General features: G+C 57.2%; 15 protein-coding genes and 1 pseudogene. 5 read left to right on the forward strand and 11 right to left on the reverse strand.

What is annotated here, in order from left to right:
• Positions 1–67: 67 nt before the first annotated feature.
• Positions 68–376 (reverse strand): putative quinol monooxygenase, encoded by a 309-nt coding sequence (locus HA48_RS04165; protein ID WP_128599914.1) that lies wholly within the window; start codon positions 374–376, stop codon positions 68–70.
• Positions 377–411: 35 nt separating this feature from the next.
• The gene (locus HA48_RS04170) at positions 412–993 is read right to left on the reverse strand and encodes an NAD(P)H-dependent oxidoreductase (RefSeq protein WP_128599915.1); all 582 of its coding nucleotides are present in this window, start codon (positions 991–993) and stop codon (positions 412–414) included.
• Between the two features lie 163 nt (positions 994–1156).
• Between HA48_RS04170 and HA48_RS04175 the strand changes: the two genes are divergently transcribed.
• Positions 1157–1921: a transporter substrate-binding domain-containing protein gene (locus tag HA48_RS04175; protein ID WP_128599916.1), complete on the forward strand. Its 765-nt coding sequence runs from the start codon at positions 1157–1159 to the stop codon at positions 1919–1921.
• 88 nt (positions 1922–2009) lie between these two features.
• On the opposite strand, the gene HA48_RS04180 is transcribed toward HA48_RS04175, so the two are convergent.
• The 6 genes from HA48_RS04180 to HA48_RS04205 form a co-directional block, all read right to left on the reverse strand.
• Positions 2010–2873 (reverse strand): ketose-bisphosphate aldolase, encoded by an 864-nt coding sequence (locus HA48_RS04180; protein WP_128599917.1) that lies wholly within the window; start codon positions 2871–2873, stop codon positions 2010–2012.
• A 156-nt stretch (positions 2874–3029) separates the two neighbouring features.
• Positions 3030–3881 carry a class II fructose-bisphosphate aldolase gene (locus tag HA48_RS04185; RefSeq protein ID WP_128599918.1) on the reverse strand — a complete coding sequence of 284 codons (852 nt, stop codon included), beginning with the start codon at positions 3879–3881 and terminating at the stop codon, positions 3030–3032.
• Between the two features lie 9 nt (positions 3882–3890).
• On the reverse strand, positions 3891–4982 hold the full coding sequence (locus tag HA48_RS04190; protein WP_128599919.1) for a PTS fructose transporter subunit IIC: 1092 nt from the start codon (positions 4980–4982) through the stop codon (positions 3891–3893).
• 11 nt (positions 4983–4993) lie between these two features.
• Positions 4994–5308 (reverse strand): PTS fructose transporter subunit IIB, encoded by a 315-nt coding sequence (locus tag HA48_RS04195; protein WP_128599920.1) that lies wholly within the window; start codon positions 5306–5308, stop codon positions 4994–4996.
• Between the two features lie 16 nt (positions 5309–5324).
• Positions 5325–5795 carry a PTS sugar transporter subunit IIA gene (locus tag HA48_RS04200; protein ID WP_128599921.1) on the reverse strand — a complete coding sequence of 157 codons (471 nt, stop codon included), beginning with the start codon at positions 5793–5795 and terminating at the stop codon, positions 5325–5327.
• Between the two features lie 17 nt (positions 5796–5812).
• Positions 5813–7375 (reverse strand): BglG family transcription antiterminator, encoded by a 1563-nt coding sequence (locus tag HA48_RS04205; protein ID WP_128599922.1) that lies wholly within the window; start codon positions 7373–7375, stop codon positions 5813–5815.
• Between the two features lie 407 nt (positions 7376–7782).
• Here HA48_RS04205 and parC point away from each other — a divergent pair, with 407 nt between their 5' ends.
• The 3 genes and pseudogenes from parC to ftsP all read left to right on the forward strand — a co-directional run bounded on the left by parC (position 7783) and on the right by ftsP (position 12457).
• Positions 7783–10053 (forward strand): DNA topoisomerase IV subunit A, encoded by a 2271-nt coding sequence (gene parC, locus HA48_RS04210; RefSeq protein ID WP_128599923.1) that lies wholly within the window; start codon positions 7783–7785, stop codon positions 10051–10053.
• A gap of 39 nt (positions 10054–10092) precedes the next feature.
• Positions 10093–10830, forward strand: coding sequence for a 1-acylglycerol-3-phosphate O-acyltransferase (locus HA48_RS04215; protein WP_128599924.1), 738 nt, complete (start codon positions 10093–10095; stop codon positions 10828–10830).
• Positions 10831–11030: 200 nt separating this feature from the next.
• Positions 11031–12457 (forward strand): annotated as a pseudogene (gene ftsP, locus HA48_RS04220) (cell division protein FtsP).
• An 89-nt stretch (positions 12458–12546) separates the two neighbouring features.
• On the opposite strand, the gene dkgA reads toward ftsP, so the two are convergent.
• Positions 12547–13374 (reverse strand): 2,5-didehydrogluconate reductase DkgA, encoded by an 828-nt coding sequence (gene dkgA, locus HA48_RS04225; RefSeq protein WP_128599925.1) that lies wholly within the window; start codon positions 13372–13374, stop codon positions 12547–12549.
• Between the two features lie 205 nt (positions 13375–13579).
• On the opposite strand from dkgA, the gene HA48_RS04230 reads away from it, so the two are divergent.
• On the forward strand, positions 13580–14497 hold the full coding sequence (locus tag HA48_RS04230; protein WP_128599958.1) for an AraC family transcriptional regulator: 918 nt from the start codon (positions 13580–13582) through the stop codon (positions 14495–14497).
• A 78-nt stretch (positions 14498–14575) separates the two neighbouring features.
• On the opposite strand, the gene HA48_RS04235 is transcribed toward HA48_RS04230, so the two are convergent.
• Positions 14576–15235, reverse strand: coding sequence for a DedA family protein (locus HA48_RS04235; protein ID WP_128599926.1), 660 nt, complete (start codon positions 15233–15235; stop codon positions 14576–14578).
• Positions 15236–15340: 105 nt separating this feature from the next.
• On the reverse strand, positions 15341–16531 hold the full coding sequence (metC, locus tag HA48_RS04240) for a cystathionine beta-lyase (RefSeq protein WP_128599927.1): 1191 nt from the start codon (positions 16529–16531) through the stop codon (positions 15341–15343).
• Between the last annotated feature and the right edge of the window lie 94 nt (positions 16532–16625).

The raw sequence follows: 16625 nt of genomic DNA on the forward strand, positions 1-16625 counted from the left end.
CCCTGATTAGACGCGAATAAAAAGCCCCGGTGAGATCACCGGGGCTTTTCTATTGGTGCGGGTAAAATTATGCGGTCGGCTCCAGCACCAGAATCTTCACATCCACCACATCATCTTTGATCACGGCACGGTGCGCATCCATGTGCGGCATCTGCTGATGCTGCTCCAGATGGCGCAGTGATTGCCACTGCTCCAGCATGAAAATTGAATCAGGTGAGTTCTGTTTCCACGGCACCTGTGCCTGATGGTCAACCAGCGCATCGTATTGATGGCAGCCATCCTCTTCCAGTACGGCAGGGATCAGCTTATGAATCGCTTCCAGCACCGCCTGACGACGGCCCGGCTTAACGCAAATTTCTGCAACCACAGTTAACATAACGCTTCCTTCTCTTTTTCCCGGTGTGCTTACAGTTAAGCAAAGATTTGGCTGAGATGAGTCCGATAACGTTCGATATCGCGCGGCACATCCGGCTGCTTAATCACATCGTTACAGATAAAGGTTGGCAGACCTTCCATGCCGAGGAACTGGTTAGCTTTATGGAAATGCAGGTAGAGACCATCCACGCCAACGCCTTCAAAGAACTGCTCCGGATCGTTGAACGCTTCCAGCGGCGCGTTCCAGGTCAGCGACAGCATATACTTTTTGCCCTGAATCAGGCCGCCAGAGCCATATTTTTTCCCGGCATCGCTGCGGGTACGGCCATCGCTGGCGTACAGGGAACCGTGGCCTTCGGTAAATACATCATCAATGTATTTTTTGACTGTCCACGGCTCACCCATCCACCAGCCCGGCATCTGATAGATCACCACGTCGCTGTCGAGGTATTTCTGCACCTCTTCTGCCACGTTGTAATCGCTATCGGCGAGGGTGATCTGCACTTCATGGCCGAGATCGCGCAACTGGCTGGCGGCAACGTCGGTCAGGGTATGGTTCAGTTCGCCTTTGGAGTGGGCGAAGGTCTTGCCGCCGTCGATAATTAAAATCTTGCTCATCGGGTAATTGCTCCGTTTCTCATGGTTGCCGCTCACTCTACGCGCGTGCGCGGAGGAGAAAAATGCGTGTTTGATCACAAGACTTTTGCTTATAGCGCAATAATGCTGCCGGTTATGAAACAATCCGTGCGTAAACCCTCATCAGCACAAAAAAGAAGAAACCATGAAAATCGTGATCCTGAGTGCATTACTTCTGGTAACCGGTGCCGCGCAGGCGCAATCCCACCTTGACGACATCCGCGTCAGCAAGACGCTAAAAGTCTGTACCACCGGGGATTACAAACCCTACAGCTTCCTGCGCAGCGACGGTCAGTATGAAGGGCTGGATATCAGCATGGCGCAGTCGCTGGCGGCCAGCCTCGGTGCCCGCGTGCAGTGGGTGCCCACCACATGGAAAACCCTGAGTGAAGATTTTGTCGCGAAGCAGTGCGACATCGCGCTGGGCGGCGTGTCGGTTACGCTAAAACGTCAGCAGATCGCCTGGTTTGCCCGGCCGCTGGGCGTGGATGGCAAAATCCCGCTGGTGCGCTGCGAAGATAAAGCGAAGTACCAGACGGTAGGTCAAATCAATAAGCCTGCGGTGCGCGTCATTGAGCCGGCAGGCGGCACCAACGAAGCCTTTGTGCATAGCCATCTGCCGCAGGCAACGCTGCAGCTGGCGGAGAATACCGGCATTTTTCAGCAGCTGGTGGATAAAAAAGCCGATGTGATGATCACCGATGCCTCAGAAGCGCGTTTCCAGCAGCAGCACTATCCATCGCTGTGCGCCATTAATCCGGATAAGCCGATGCAGTATGGTGAGAAGGCCTACATGATCCCGCGTGATGATATGGGCTGGAAGCTGTATGTCGATCAGTGGTTACACCTCAGCACCGCCACTGGCGAATATGCGCAGATCGCGAAGCAGTGGCTGGGTGTTATCCATTAATTTTACGTGCCGGCCTCGCCAGGGTCGCCATCGTGGCGACCCTGCAGGTCACACATTCATGCGCGCCTGCCTCTGCGCACTCAAACCATTAACGGTACAAACCCGCTTTCCCCAATCCGCCAAACAGATTCATCTTGTAATGAATCACCGCTTTTGCCGCGTCAATCGCGTCCGGGTAGATCACATTCGGATCCCACCAGGTCTCGCGCGCCAGGATCTCACGCAGCTTCGCGAAATAGGCATACTTCATATCGCTGGAGATATTGATCTTACCCACACCGAGCGTAACCGCCTCAGCAATCTCGGCGTCCGGGTTAGCAGAGCCGCCGTGCAGCACCAGCGGAATATCCACACGTTGTGAGATATCCTTCAGAATATGCATCTGCAGCGCCGGCTTCATATTCTTTGGATAGATACCGTGCGCGGTGCCAATGGCTACCGCCAGGGTATCCACGCCGGTGCGCTGCACAAAATCCTCCGCCTGTGCCGGCTCGGTGTAAATCACTTTACTCACTCCGCCTTCAACCGACGTGCCGGTGTCACCGATGGTGCCGAGTTCGCCCTCTACCGACACGCCGACAGCATGTGCCAGCTTCACGACCTCTTTCGTCAGCGCCACATTCTCTTCATACGGCAGCAGCGAACCGTCAATCATCACCGACGTGAAGCCGCACTGAATCGCGCGCAGCACCTGAGCCACCGAAGCGCCGTGATCGAGGTGGATCGTAAAAGGCACCGGGCTTTTTAACGTCCGTTCGCGCACATAGCCAAAAAATTCATCGGTCACAAACTCCAGTTCGCTTGGGTGGATGGAGATGATGGCGGGCGTATTAGTGGCCTCCGCCTCTTCTACCACGGCACGAATAAAGCAGCTGTCAGCCACGTTAAAAGCACCAATGGCGAAGCGATGTTCACGGGTAGGCGCCAGCATCTCTTTCATTGAAATCAACATGTCTATTTTCCTCAGGGTGAGTTTTACCAGAGCCGGCGCGTGCCGACCCGATGATGGATAAAAATGTGATAGTCATATGGCGCGCATGTATGCGCGTTTTGGGCTTGCCCGCTGCGCTTCAGCGGCACCTTTAGGGTGTTCGGCTGTGCCCGGCGTTCACACTCTGCCTGCCGAACCCGACCAGCTCAGATACTCTGTGACCACTTCGCGGCAGGCGGACTCCATGAGCCCAAGCAGATCGGCCAGCTCCGCGTGTGGATGCTGTTTTAACGCCTGGTGCATTGCGTGCTTGCCGGCCTCAAACACCGCTGCTCCAACGTTGATCTTGGCGACGCCAAACTCACTGACGCGGCGAATATCCCCGGCGGGCGTACCGGAACCACCGTGCAGCGCCAGCGGTCGGGTAGAGACAGCATGTAGCGCCTGTAAACGCTGAAAGTCGATCTTTGGCTTTACGCCCGGCGGATAGATCCCGTGCGCGGTGCCCACGGAGATCGCCAGCAGATCGATATGGGTCTGCTCGATAAACGGCAGCACATCGGCCACCTGTGTCATCTTCACGGAGGCATCCGCCAGTTCATATGTCGGCGCATCGGCGATATGCCCAAGCTCGCCTTCAACGCACACGCCAGCGGTATGCGCCATCTTTACCACTGCCGCAGTCTGGCGGATGTTCTCTGCCAGCGGCTCAGCCGAGGCATCAATCATCAAACCGGTAAAGCCGGCGCGAAACGCCTGACCAATCAGCGGAAAAGCTTTACCGTGGTCGAGCGCCAGCGCAACCGGCACGGCGGCGCTGGCTGCCAGGGCCTGCACCAGCGGCACCGCCACCACAGGAGGAAAGTGCGTAGTGTGGCCCTGATAGACATTGAGAATCAGCGGCGCACGCTGCTGTTCGGCAGCCTGAATCGCGGCGCGAGCGGTTTCAAGATTGAAGCAGTTGATCGCCAGCACCGCGTATCTCTGCCGGAAAGCGGCCTGAATCAGGTCGTTCATCATGGCAAACATGGTGGCTCCTTATTCCAGAGTGAATGTAATCTCTTCATCGCGGACGCCCGGGGCCTCCACATCATCAAACTCTTCATCCGCCTGGGTGACAGGCTTTTTGATCAGTGAGAGCATCACGCCGCACACCACGGTACCAATACCGAGTGCCAGGCAGAACATCAGCGGTTTAGTGAACAGCGGCACCACGAACATGCCTCCGTGCGGCACTGGCGCTTCCACGCCCCACACCATGATTAGCCCGCCGGCAATCGCAGAGGCCACCACGCAGCTGGCAACCACACGCAGCAGATCCCGTGCCGCAATCGGAATAACACCTTCGGTGATCATGCAGATCCCCATCGGGAAGGCCGCTTTTAGCGCCTCTTTCTCCGCTTTGGTGTACTTATGCCGCGTCAGCAGAAACGAGAGCGTGATACCAAAGGGTGGAATCATGGATCCGACAAACTTCACCGCTTCCGGTCCGTAGATGCCATCCACCAGCATGCCATCGGCGAACAGCGACATGGTCTTATTGATCGGCCCGCCGAAATCGAAGGTCGCCATCGCGCCAAGAATGGCGCCCATCACGAACTTCGAGCCGCCCTGCATCGATTCCAGCAGATGGATCAGCGCCTGCTGCAGCCAGGCAATCGGCTGGCCTATCAAGGTCATCATCAGTAAACCGGCGATAATGGTGCTCAATACCGGCAGTACCATAATCGGCATTAGTCCCTGCATGGAGTGCGGTAGCTTAATGGTGCGACGCAGCACCACCACGGTGTAGCCCACCAGAAAACCGCCCAGCATGCCGCCGATAAAGCCGGTGCCAATCTGTCCACAGATAAAGCCTACGATCAGCCCTGGCGCAAAGCCGGGGCGATCGGCAATCGAGTAAGCAATTGCCGCGCTGATTAGCGGCACAATCAGCCCCATGCCCCAGCCACCAATCTGGTTAAGCATCCAGGCGAGCGTACCGGGATGTTTACCCACATCCGGCCCGCCAAGCACCTGACCAAGCGCAATGCAGATCCCGGCGGCGACAATCAAGGGGATCATCCATGAGATACCGGTAAGCAGGTGGCCTTTGATCTCCTGGCCGTACTGACGTTTACGATCGTTCATGATGGATCTCCTCAGGCGCGCGCCAGTGAATCCGCCACTTTTTCGAGGAATTTCACCGGTGATTTGATCACCACTTCGGTTTTCACTCGCACAATGGGTTTGCCCTGAAAGCGCTCTTCACCCTTAATCTTCACGTCAACAGCGAGGATCACCACATCAGCCGCTTCAATCTCCTCCCGCGTCAGCGGCGTCTCCGTGCCGATGGTGCCCTGGGTTTCAACATGGATGGTGTGCCCCAGCGCATGCGCCCCTTTAATCAGTTTCTCGCGCGCAATATAGGTATGCGCGATGCCTGCGGTGCAGGCCGCTACACAGACGATATTCATAAGTCACCTCAGTGGGTTAACAGAGATCGGTTTCGGCGTACTGACTAAACAGCCGGATGATATTGCCAGGGTCATTTTCCGCCAGCAGTTGGGCTATCACCTCATCATCGGCCAGCGCGCTGGCCACCTGCGACAACAGGCGAATATGGGTGGTGTTCTGATCTTCCAGCCGCACGGCAAACAGGATGATGCAGCGCACCTGGCTGCCATCCAGCGTTTCCCAGGGGATATCCTGCCGGGTACGACCGATGGCCAGGGTGGTTTGCTGCACGGCGGCGGATTTCCCATGCGGAATCGCGATATGGTTCTCAAAGCCGGTGGAGCCTTCGGCCTCGCGCAGCCAGACATCCTCAATAAAAGCGGCACGGTCGCTAATAGCCCCATCGTGAAAGAGCAGGTCAGTCAGTTCGTTGATCGCCTCCTCTTTACTGGTGGCGTTCAGCGCCAGGTTAACGCGGCGTGGCGTCAGAATGCGGGAAATATCCATCGTCAATCCTCATTCAATTAATGGGCGGCCAGCGCGCAGGGCGCACCGTCGGGCAACTGGCGTCCAATCATGGCGTCGGTTACCCGCCGGATATCGTCATCGTTAAAAAATGCACTGACATACACAGCCGGAGTGGCACCGGCATCAAGATGAATGGTGGTGATCACCAAATCCACGGGATGGCTCTGACAAAACGCGGCATGATTACTGGCCGATACCACGCCGGCAATCTCCCAATCCGGAAAAGCGCGCAGAATACGGCTCTTTAACAGGTGCGAAGTGCCCACGCCGCTGGAGCACACCACCAGAATGCGTTTATGGGCAATTTGCCGCTCCAGCGCCGCCTGAAAATGCACGCACAAATAACCAATTTCATCTTCCGCCACCGGTGAAAGCGCATAGGCACGCGCGGTTAATTGCATGGCCTGTTGCGTAAGCGAAAATATCTCCTGCATATCCTGCTTAATATCCTCCAGCAGAGGATTACGGATATGAATATGGTATTTGAGCCGGTTTAATAATGGCTTTATATGCACGAGTAATCCGTCAAATAACAGGCGATCCTGAATTAAATCCTGTTGAATAAATGCCGAGAAGCGATCGATTAATTCACAGGTTATTTTAACGGACTCAGCGGTTGAAAATTGGCTATGCGCAGGCACCTGATCGCCGCGCTCTTCGACGACAATGCCGGATGAGACGATATATTGATAAATAAAGCCGACCTCATCCGCCGGCAGTGCGCGGCCGATACGCTGCTCGATGCGTGCCACCATCTGCTGAGCAATAGCCAGCGTGCGCTGATCAAGATCCTGCATGCTGGTCTGTGTAGCCAGCGCCAGCGCGTTGCCCTGCGCCATCCGGTGCATCATGATCAGAATATGGGTGCAAAGATTGAGGTACCAGGCATCGCCCAGCGGGTAACTCAGCTGCTGCTCCATCTGCTGCAGCAGCGCCTGCACAAAAGCCACATCCTCATCGCCAAAATAGTGCACCAGCGCCTGCTGGCTGCCCGGATCGAGCCGCGGCAACAGCGGCGTACCGGCAACGTTTTGCTGCATCACATCGTTAATTAATGACACCATCGCCTGACGGAGCGTCTGTTCGTTACCCTCAATGTGCGTGCCGCCCGGACCGCGCTGCAGCGTTAAACCCAGCGGCTGCAGCCACTCTTCAATCACTTTCAGATCATTTACGATGGAAGCGTGGCTGATAAAGTAGCGCTCTGACAGCTTGCTGATCGACGTTACGCGCGGCGCTTCGCTCAGCAGCTGCGAGGCGATTTTAATCCGGCGGCTATTGTGGCTCAGCGCGTCTGAGCCTGACTCCTCGCTGTTGAGCTGCTGCTCCAGCTGCCAGCGCTGCTGAATATCGTCAGCCCGTAACCCTACGCCGCGCCCCGGAACGCGCTCCAGCTGCAGCGTCCAGTTGCTGAGCCAGCTCTCCAGCCCCTGTAAATCGCGCTGGATGGTTTTCTCTGAAACGCCCAGCAGCAAGGCTAACTGACGGGTTGGCTGCGGAGCGGCCTGTTGTAACAGCAGTTTCACTAATCGGTGTTGTCGCGAAGTCAGTATTTGCATGCGGTCACCCTTTATTTGGCAAAGGTATTTTTATTTAATTCTCGTGCTTACTCTCCGTGCCAGAAATCAGGAACTAAAAAAGATGCGTCTTATGGAGTATGAATTTAGGAAAGGAAGGCGGAAGCAACAATACTAAATGTTGTCCATGCGCCAGGACATCATTAATACGCTGGCGGAAAGAGAGAATTAAATGCGATTTCGCTCACAGCCTGACATGCAAATAAATTGTGATGTTGCTCCCATTCCGTTTTATTTTTCTAAGCCATATCACGTTATTTAACGCCGGACGCTTCTCAGGTTTACTCTCGGCTTCCCTGTGACTAAATCCTGCGGATAAGGTACTATCCTCGCCAAATGAGCGCCGGATGACCCGCCGTTGCGGGCCACGAAGTGAGGATGCAAGCTTAATGAGCGAATTGACGCAGGATGGTGCAGAGCGTCTTGCCCTGCACAAGTTTACCGAAAAAGCGTACCTGGATTACTCCATGTACGTGATCATGGACCGCGCACTGCCGTACATCGGCGACGGTCTTAAGCCGGTGCAGCGTCGCATTATTTATGCGATGTCAGAGCTTGGCCTTAGCGCCAGCGCAAAATTCAAGAAATCAGCGCGTACCGTCGGTGACGTGCTGGGTAAATACCACCCGCACGGTGACAGCGCCTGCTATGAGGCGATGGTGCTGATGGCGCAGCCGTTCTCCTACCGCTATCCGCTGGTGGATGGCCAGGGTAACTGGGGCGCACCGGACGATCCCAAATCCTTCGCCGCGATGCGTTATACCGAATCGCGCCTGTCTAAATATGCGGAAGTGCTGCTGGCTGAACTGGGCCAGGGCACAGCGGATTTCATCCCCAATTTCGACGGCACGCTGCAGGAGCCCAAAATGTTGCCGGCGCGCCTGCCGAACATCCTGCTGAACGGGACCACCGGTATTGCCGTGGGGATGGCGACGGATATTCCGCCGCACAACCTGCGTGAAGTGGCGCAAGCGGCGATCAAGCTGATTGAGAAGCCGAACACCACGCTGGATGAACTGCTGGAGATCGTACAGGGGCCGGATTTCCCGACCGAAGCGGAGATCATCACACCGCGCGACGAGATCCGTAAAATCTACCAGAACGGCAGAGGATCGATCCGCCAGCGCGCCGTATGGAAGAGAGAAGAGGGCGAAGTGGTGATCACCGCGCTGCCGCACCAGGTTTCCGGTGCGCGCGTACTGGAGCAGATCGCCGCGCAGATGCGCAATAAAAAGCTGCCGATGGTGGAGGATCTGCGTGATGAGTCAGATCACGAGAACCCAACCCGGCTGGTGATTGTGCCGCGTTCAAACCGGGTCGATCTGGATCAGGTGATGAACCACCTGTTCGCCACGACCGATCTGGAAAAGAGCTATCGCGTTAACCTGAATATGATCGGGCTGGATAACCGTCCGGCGGTGAAGAACCTGCTGGAGATCCTGTCTGAATGGCTGGTCTACCGTCGCGATACCGTGACGCGCCGCCTCAATTACCGTCTGGATCGCGTGCTGCGTCGCCTGCATATCCTGGAAGGTCTGCTGGTGGCGTTCCTCAATATTGATGATGTTATTCATATCATCCGTAGCGAGGATGAACCGAAGCCGGTGCTGATGTCGCGCTTCGACATCAGCGAAACCCAGGCCGAAGCGATTCTGGAGCTGAAGCTGCGCCATCTCGCCAAACTGGAAGAGATGAAGATTCGCGGCGAGCAGGCGGAGCTGGAGAAAGAGCGCGACCAGCTTCAGGCCACGCTTGCGTCTGAGCGCAAGATGAGCAACCTGCTGAAGAAAGAGCTGCAGGCCGATAGCCAGACCTACGGTGACGATCGCCGTTCGCCACTGCACGAGCGCGAAGAGGCCAAAGCGCTGAGCGAAAACGAGCTGGTGAGTGCGGAGCCGGTCACTATCGTGCTGTCGCAGATGGGCTGGGTGCGCAGCGCCAAAGGCCACGATATCGATCCAACCGGCCTGAGCTACAAAGCGGGTGACAGCTACCGTGCGGCGGCGCGCGGCAAGAGCAATCAGCCGGTGGCATTTATCGACTCCACCGGGCGCAGCTACACGCTGGATCCTACGTCGCTGCCGTCCGCACGCGGCCAGGGCGAGCCGCTCACCGGCAAGCTGACGCCACCGCCGGGCGCGGTGATGGAGCAGGTGCTGATGGAAGCGGACGATCAGAAGCTGCTGATGGCCTCTGATGCCGGTTACGGCTTTATCTGTACCTTTGCCGATCTGGTGTCGCGCAATCGTGCCGGTAAAGCGCTGCTGACGCTGCCGGAGAACGCCAAAGTGATGACGCCGCTGGCGGTGCACTCGGGCGACGACATGCTGCTGGCCATTACGCAGGCCGGCCGCATGCTGATGTTCCCGGTGGCCGATCTGCCGCAGATGTCCAAAGGTAAAGGCAACAAGATTATCTCGATTCCGTCCGCTGATGCGGCAGCCGGCGTTGATAAACTGCAGTGGCTGCTGATTCTGCCGCCGGGCAGTGCTATCACCCTGTACGTTGGCAAGCGCAAACTGATTATGCGCGATGAGGATCTGCAAAAAGTCCGTGCCGAGCGTGGCCGTCGCGGTAGCGTGTCACGCGGTCTGCAACGCATCGACAGCGTAGAAGTGAATGCGCCCGCACGACCGAAAGCGGATACCAGCGAAGAATAACGTCATAACAGGCAAAGGAATGCCTTATCTGAGGAAGCTATGTTACTAATTTTACGGTCGATAATCGTTGTTATCTATTCGATTCTGGTGTGCATATTTGGCAGTATCTGGTGTCTGTTCTCGCCGCGTAATCCGCGCCACGTCGCAACCTTTGGCCATCTGTTTGGCCGGTTGTCTACGGTATTTGGCGTGAAAGTGGAGCTGCGCAAACCGGCCGAAGCGGCGCACTATGGCAACGCGATCTATATCGCTAACCATCAGAATAATTTCGATATGATCACGGCAGCGAAGATCGTGCAGCCAACCACCGTCACCGTGGGCAAGAAAAGCCTGCTGTGGATTCCGTTTTTCGGCCAGCTCTACTGGCTGACCGGAAACCTGCTGATCGATCGTGACAATCGCGCCAAAGCGCACGGCACTATTGGTGAGCTGGTAGGGCAGTTTAAAAAGAAGAAGATCTCATTCTGGATGTTCCCGGAAGGGACGCGCAGCCGTGGCCGCGGCCTGCTGCCGTTTAAAACCGGCGCATTCCACGCCGCCGTTGCCGCCGGTGTGCCAATCATTCCGATCGTGGTCTCCAATACCCACGGCAAAATCAAGCTCAACCGCTGGAATAATGGTCTGGTGATTGTGGAGATGCTGCCGCCGGTGGATACCTCACAGTTTGAAACCACGTCGGTGCGTAAGCTGGCAACCCACTGCCGCGAATTAATGTCTGCTAAGCTGGAAGAGTTGAACGCCGAAGTCGCCGAACGCGAAAAAAACGGTAAACTCTGAGCGGCCAAAACCCGTACGCAGGCCGCAGAATCTGTAGGGTGCGCCTTCAGGCGCACCAGGCCAAAAAATGTACAAAACGCGCATGCATGCGCACCGAATAGTAACCAGACACACAGCAGCCCATCCCGGGCGCTTCACACGATTAAAAAAACAACATGGACACGGCGTCTCTACGCCACGCTCAAAAGGTCTGAAGTTTTATGTCTTGCAGCAGACGTCAGTTTATTCAGCTTTCTGCCGGTGTTGCACTGGCTTCCAGTGCTATGCCTTATGCCGCCCGCGCCGCCGCGCCTTTGGGCGATGTGCCTCTGCCGGTACCGCCGCTGATTGAATCGCGTCGCGGCCAGCCGCTGTTTCTCACCCTGCAACGCAGCCACTGGTCCTTCAGCGGTACCGGCAGCAAAGTACCGGTATGGGGCATCAACGGCCTCTATCTTGGCCCGACGGTGCGCGTCTACAGCGGTGACGATGTCAAACTCATCTACAGCAACCGCCTGAACGAACCGGTTTCAATGACCGTCAGCGGCCTTCAGGTGCCGGGCGCACTGATGGGCGGCGCACCGCGCATGATGTCAGCGGGCGTTGACTGGGCGCCGGTGTTGCCGATTCGCCAGGGGGCCTCCACGCTCTGGTATCACGCCAACACGCCTAACCGCATGGCACCGCACGTCTATAACGGACTGGCCGGCATGTGGTTAATCGAGGATGAGATCAGCAAGGCGCTGCCGCTGCCGAAACACTACGGCGTGGATGATTTCCCGCTGATTATTCAGGATAAGCGCCTCGATAACTTCGCCACGCCGGTCTACAACCCGCCTTCTGCAGGCGCTTCCTCGGCGATACGCTGCTGGTCAACGGCGTGCAGAACCCGTTCGTTGAAGTCTCACGCGGCTGGGTGCGTCTACGTCTGCTCAACGCCTCCAACGCGCGCCGCTTCGATCTCAGCTTCTCCGATAACCGGCCATTCACGGTTATCGCCAGCGATCAGGGCTTCCTGCCGGCACCGGTTGCCGTGCAGACGCTGTCACTGGCGCCAGGTGAGCGTCGCGAAGTGCTGGTGGATATGTCACAGGGCGATGAAGTCTCGATCACGGCAGGCACGGCAGCAGGGATTATGGATCGCCTGCGCGGCCTGTTTGAGCCCTCATCGATTCTGACCAACACGCTGGTGCTGACGCTGCGGCCGACCGGGCTGCTGCCGCTGGTCACCGACAACCTGCCGATGCGCCTGCTGGCGGACCAGATTCTGGATGGCGTAGCGGTGCGCACGCGGGAGTTCCGCTTGGGCGATAGCGATCCGGGCATTAACGGTGCGGTGTGGGACATGAGTCGCATCGACACCACGGTACAGCAGGGCACCTTCGAGCGCTGGATTATTCACGCCGATCGCCCGCAAGCGCTGCACATTCAGGGCGTCATGTTCCTGATTAAGAGCGTAAACGGTGCGCAGTCGATGGGTGAGGATCGCGGCTGGAAAGACACGGTGTGGGTAGATGGCACTGTTGAACTACTGGTAAGTTTCCCGCAGAGCTCGTCGGATCACTTCCCGTTCATGTACTACAGCCAGACGCTGGAGCTGGCCGATCGCGGTACGGCAGGGCAGATGGTGGTCAATCCGGTTTCATAAGTAAAGGGTGCGCATTAATGCGCACCCTACGGCCCAACGGCGCTGATACCTGTAGGGTCGCCATTCATGGCGACCGCTGACACGCCGCGTTATCCGTTAAACTCTTCCGGATTTGGGCCCAACCGCTTGCCCTGATCCAGCTTCGCAATCTCGCTCACTTCGGCTTTATCCAGGCGGAAATCGAACACCTGGAAGTTCTCGTGAATTCGCGCTGGCGTAACGGACTTCGGAATCACCACCAGGCCGCTATCCAGATGCCAGCGAATCACAATCTGCGCCGGCGTCTTGCTGTACTTCTTCGCCAGCTGCTTGATCACATCCTGATCAAACACCCCTTCACCGCCTTGCGCCAGCGGGCTCCAGGATTCAGTCTGGATCTGGTGCAGCGCATTCCACGCGTGCAGCGTACGCTGTTGCAGCATCGGGTGCAGCTCAATCTGATTGACCACAGGCGTCACGCCGGTTTCATCAATCAGGCGCTTAAGGTGCACCTCATGGAAGTTACACACGCCGATGCTCTTGGCTAAGCCCTGCTGCTGCAGCTCAATCATCTTCTTCCAGGCATCCACGTAGGTATCTTTCTCCGGGCACGGCCAGTGCATCAGATAGAGATCCACCTGCTCCAGCTGGAGTTTCTTCAGGCTGGTTTCAATCGCCTGCTGCCCGTTCTGCTGGTCATCATTCCACAGTTTGGTGGTGATAAAGATATCGTCGCGCGCCACGTCAGTTTCCTGCAGCGCCTGACCGACCGCTTCCTCATTCTTGTAGATAGCGGCGGTATCGATGGAGCGGTAGCCGACCTTCAGCGCCTCAACAATCGCGTTGCGTGCATCGTCAATGCTCGCCTGCCAGACGCCAAGACCCAGCTGCGGCATCATATTGCCGTCGTGCAATTTAATAATCGGTTGATCTGCCATAGTTGCTCCTTATCTTTCGCAGTGACTTACCGTAGAAACGATGTGCTTAAGTCTAGACAACAAATGTAACCCACGGATCATTGTGGCAACCTCGTCGCCATTTTGCCTGCGTGATTTCTGCCGGAATCTTGCCTGATTCTCCTGGATGATGGAGATTCGCACAGCGATGCGGCACACTGTCTGCTTTGCCGCCGGGGAGAAAACCATGCCGCACGATGCCCTCTGTCGCCAGCTGGCGCAGCGCGTGATTGCGCTGATGAGCAGCACACATAAGCCGCTATGCGCGGTGGAGAATGTCAGGCTGATTTATGCCTGTGAAACGCTGCCGCGCACGCCGATGATGTATCAGCCCGGCATCGTGATCCTGTTTCAGGGGCGTAAAACCGGCTACCTCGGCAGTACGGTATTCCATTACGACGCTACCAAATATCTGATGCTGACCGTGCCGCTGCCGGTGGAGTGTGAAACCGATGCGACGCCGGAGGCACCGCTGGCAGGGATGTGCGTCAACGTGGATACCGCCAGCCTGCAGGATCTGCTGATGAGCATTGGCGATGACGATCAGTTCCAGCCGCAGCCGCAGACTTCCGGTATTCATTCGGCCTTTCTCAGCGAAGAGATGCTGTGCGCCGCTGAGCGCCTGCTGGATGTGATGGATTCGCCGCGGGATGCGCGCGTGCTGGGGCCACAGCTAGTGCGGGAGATTATTTACTATGTGCTGACCGGCCCGATTGGCGGCGCGCTGCTGTCGCTGGTGAATCGCCAGACGCAGTTCAGCCAGATTGCCCGCGCACTGCGCCGCATTGAGAATCACTTTGCAGAGAGTTTGAGCGTGGAGATGCTGGCCGCGGAAGTGAACATGAGCGTGTCGGCGTTTCATCACAACTTCAAAGCGGTGACGCAGACATCGCCGTTGCAGTATCTCAAGCGTTATCGTCTGCATCAGGCCCGGCTGATGATGCTGCAGGATGGCATGAAGGCCAGCACCGCCGCCGTACGAGTAGGCTATGAGAGCCCGTCGCAGTTTTCACGTGAATTTAAGCGCTATTTTGGCGTGACGCCGGGCGAAGAGGTCAACCGCGCCCGCCAGGCGGTGCCGCTGTTGCCGTTCGATGCCGCGTAAAAGATTGCGTCTGACGATCCGTCCGTGCTACGTATTTGGTAGTGGCGACCCGTCAGGGCCGCCAGGTATGCAGCGCCATCACGCCTTCTGGCGGCGCTTCTTCCAGATCACCACAATGCTCCCCGCCAGACCGGCAAACAGCAGCACGATCGGCAGCACCATCAGAATCGCCATCATCTGATCTTCATGCCGCTTAATAAACGGCACCTGGCTAATGCCGTATCCCATCGTCACCACAATCCCGACCCACAGCACGCCGCTCAGCCAGTTAAACAGCTGAAAACGGCCGTTCTGCAGACCGGAGATCCCCGCCATGGTCGGCAGCAGGGTGCGCACGAAGGCGAGAAAACGCCCAACCAGCAGCGCCATCAGACCGTGGCGGTTAAACAGGTGCCACGCGCGCTGGTGATACTGGGCGGGCAGGTGCATCAGCCAGCTCTTCACCAGTTTGGTATTGCCGAGCCAGCGCCCCTGCAGATAACTCAGCCAGCAGCCAAGGCTGGCGGCGGTGGTCAGGATCACCATCGTCGGCACGAAATCCATCACGCCTTTCGCGACCATCGCCCCCGCTAACAGCAGCAGGCTATCGCCCGGCAGAAATGAGGCGGGCAGCAAACCGTTTTCCAGGAACAGCGTCAGAAACATCACGCCGTAGACAATCCACACGACTTCCGGATTGGCCAGCGCGGCAAAATCCTGATGCCACAGCGCCTGGACAATCTCATGTAAAACACCCATCAGCTATCCCATCGAGTCACAAGGCTTCTATGTTAACCCTCTGGCGCGGCGTATTCGTTGATCTGCGATCGCCCGCGCCAGATGGTTTATGTTTTGTTTATTATTTTACGCTTTCAGGCGCGCAAAGCCCGCTTTCAGGTCATCCAGCAGGTCATCGACATGCTCCAGACCAATGTGTAAGCGCACCAGCGTGCCGTCAAAATCGACGCCGCCGGCCGGACGAATCGCCGCCAGCTCCTCCGGCTGGTTTGCCAGAATCAGCGACTCATAGCCGCCCCACGAGTACGCCATACTGAAATGGTGGAAGTGATCGAGATAATTTGCCAGCTGCTCGCGGCTAAGTTTTTCGTGCAGGATAAACGAGAACAGCCCGCTGCTGCCGCTGAAATCGCGCTGCCAGAAGCTGTGCCCTTTGCACTGCGCCAGGGCCGGATGGTTAACGCGCGCCACTTCCGGCTGCGCGGCCAGCCACTCTGCCACCTGCAGGCCGCTCTCTTCGTGCTGGCGTAAACGCGTGCTCAGCGTACGCAGGCCGCGGCTTGCCATATAGGCGGTATCGGCATCCACCATCTGGCCCATCAGGTAGGAGTTTTCACGCAGCTGTGGCCAGCAGCGCTCATTGGCAACGGCTGTACCAATCATCGCATCGCTATGGCCGATGATGTACTTGGTGCCGGCCTGAATAGAGATATCAATGCCGTGCGCCAGCGCGTTAAACAGCACGCCCGCCGCCCAGGTATTATCCAGCATGATGATCGCGTCCGGCGCCTTAGCGCGCACGGCGGCGACGATCGCCGGAATGTCCTGCACTTCCATGGTGATAGAGGCGGGCGATTCAAGAAAGACCACGCGGGTGTTGGGCTGCACCAGCTCGCCAATTTCGCTGCCGATGCAGTGATCGAAATATGTGGTGGTGACATTGAGTTTACTGAGGATTTTGCTGCAGAAGTCCTGCGTCGGTTCGTACACCGCGCCGCTCACCAGGATGTGATCGCCAGCCTCAACGAACGCCAGAATGGCATTAGAGACCGCCGCCGCACCGCACGGGTAGAGCGCACAGCCCGCGCCGCCTTCCAGTTCTGTCATGGCGTCCTGCAGCGAGAAGTGGGTGAGCGTACCGCGACGACCATAAAACAGCTCACCGCGCGCACGTCCGGCGGTGGCGCGTTTTTTATCCGCAACGGTATCAAAAACCAGTGACGATGCGCGCTGAATCACGCTATTAACGGAGCCCTGAGTGTAACGTTTGCTGCGTCCCGCGCTGACCAGCGTAGTATCAATTTTTTTCGTTGCCATCACTGCCTTTCCTGACACGTCTCACAAAGCAACCAACTTACCATGAATCGCGGCGCGGGGTTGAGCCTGTTTGCCGAATATCAGAGTGGCCCCA

It is taken from the genome of Pantoea wallisii, assembly GCF_002095485.1.
GTDB lineage: Bacteria > Pseudomonadota > Gammaproteobacteria > Enterobacterales > Enterobacteriaceae > Pantoea > Pantoea wallisii.

Excerpts from the sequence above, each read along its gene's own strand:
- HA48_RS04230 (WP_128599958.1), top strand. The coding sequence starts at position 13,580 with ATGCCGCACGATGCCCTCTGTCGCCAGCTGGCGCAGCGCGTGATTGCG.
- HA48_RS04180 (WP_128599917.1), bottom strand. The coding sequence starts at position 2,873 with ATGTTGATTTCAATGAAAGAGATGCTGGCGCCTACCCGTGAACATCGC.
- HA48_RS04235 (WP_128599926.1), bottom strand. The coding sequence starts at position 15,235 with ATGGGTGTTTTACATGAGATTGTCCAGGCGCTGTGGCATCAGGATTTT.
- HA48_RS04195 (WP_128599920.1), bottom strand. The coding sequence starts at position 5,308 with ATGAATATCGTCTGTGTAGCGGCCTGCACCGCAGGCATCGCGCATACC.
- HA48_RS04200 (WP_128599921.1), bottom strand. The coding sequence starts at position 5,795 with ATGGATATTTCCCGCATTCTGACGCCACGCCGCGTTAACCTGGCGCTG.
- HA48_RS04190 (WP_128599919.1), bottom strand. The coding sequence starts at position 4,982 with ATGAACGATCGTAAACGTCAGTACGGCCAGGAGATCAAAGGCCACCTG.
- dkgA (WP_128599925.1), bottom strand. The coding sequence starts at position 13,374 with ATGGCAGATCAACCGATTATTAAATTGCACGACGGCAATATGATGCCG.
- HA48_RS04215 (WP_128599924.1), top strand. The coding sequence starts at position 10,093 with ATGTTACTAATTTTACGGTCGATAATCGTTGTTATCTATTCGATTCTG.
- parC (WP_128599923.1), top strand. The coding sequence starts at position 7,783 with ATGAGCGAATTGACGCAGGATGGTGCAGAGCGTCTTGCCCTGCACAAG.
- HA48_RS04170 (WP_128599915.1), bottom strand. The coding sequence starts at position 993 with ATGAGCAAGATTTTAATTATCGACGGCGGCAAGACCTTCGCCCACTCC.
- HA48_RS04165 (WP_128599914.1), bottom strand. The coding sequence starts at position 376 with ATGTTAACTGTGGTTGCAGAAATTTGCGTTAAGCCGGGCCGTCGTCAG.
- metC (WP_128599927.1), bottom strand. The coding sequence starts at position 16,531 with ATGGCAACGAAAAAAATTGATACTACGCTGGTCAGCGCGGGACGCAGC.
- HA48_RS04205 (WP_128599922.1), bottom strand. The coding sequence starts at position 7,375 with ATGCAAATACTGACTTCGCGACAACACCGATTAGTGAAACTGCTGTTA.
- HA48_RS04185 (WP_128599918.1), bottom strand. The coding sequence starts at position 3,881 with ATGTTTGCCATGATGAACGACCTGATTCAGGCCGCTTTCCGGCAGAGA.
- HA48_RS04175 (WP_128599916.1), top strand. The coding sequence starts at position 1,157 with ATGAAAATCGTGATCCTGAGTGCATTACTTCTGGTAACCGGTGCCGCG.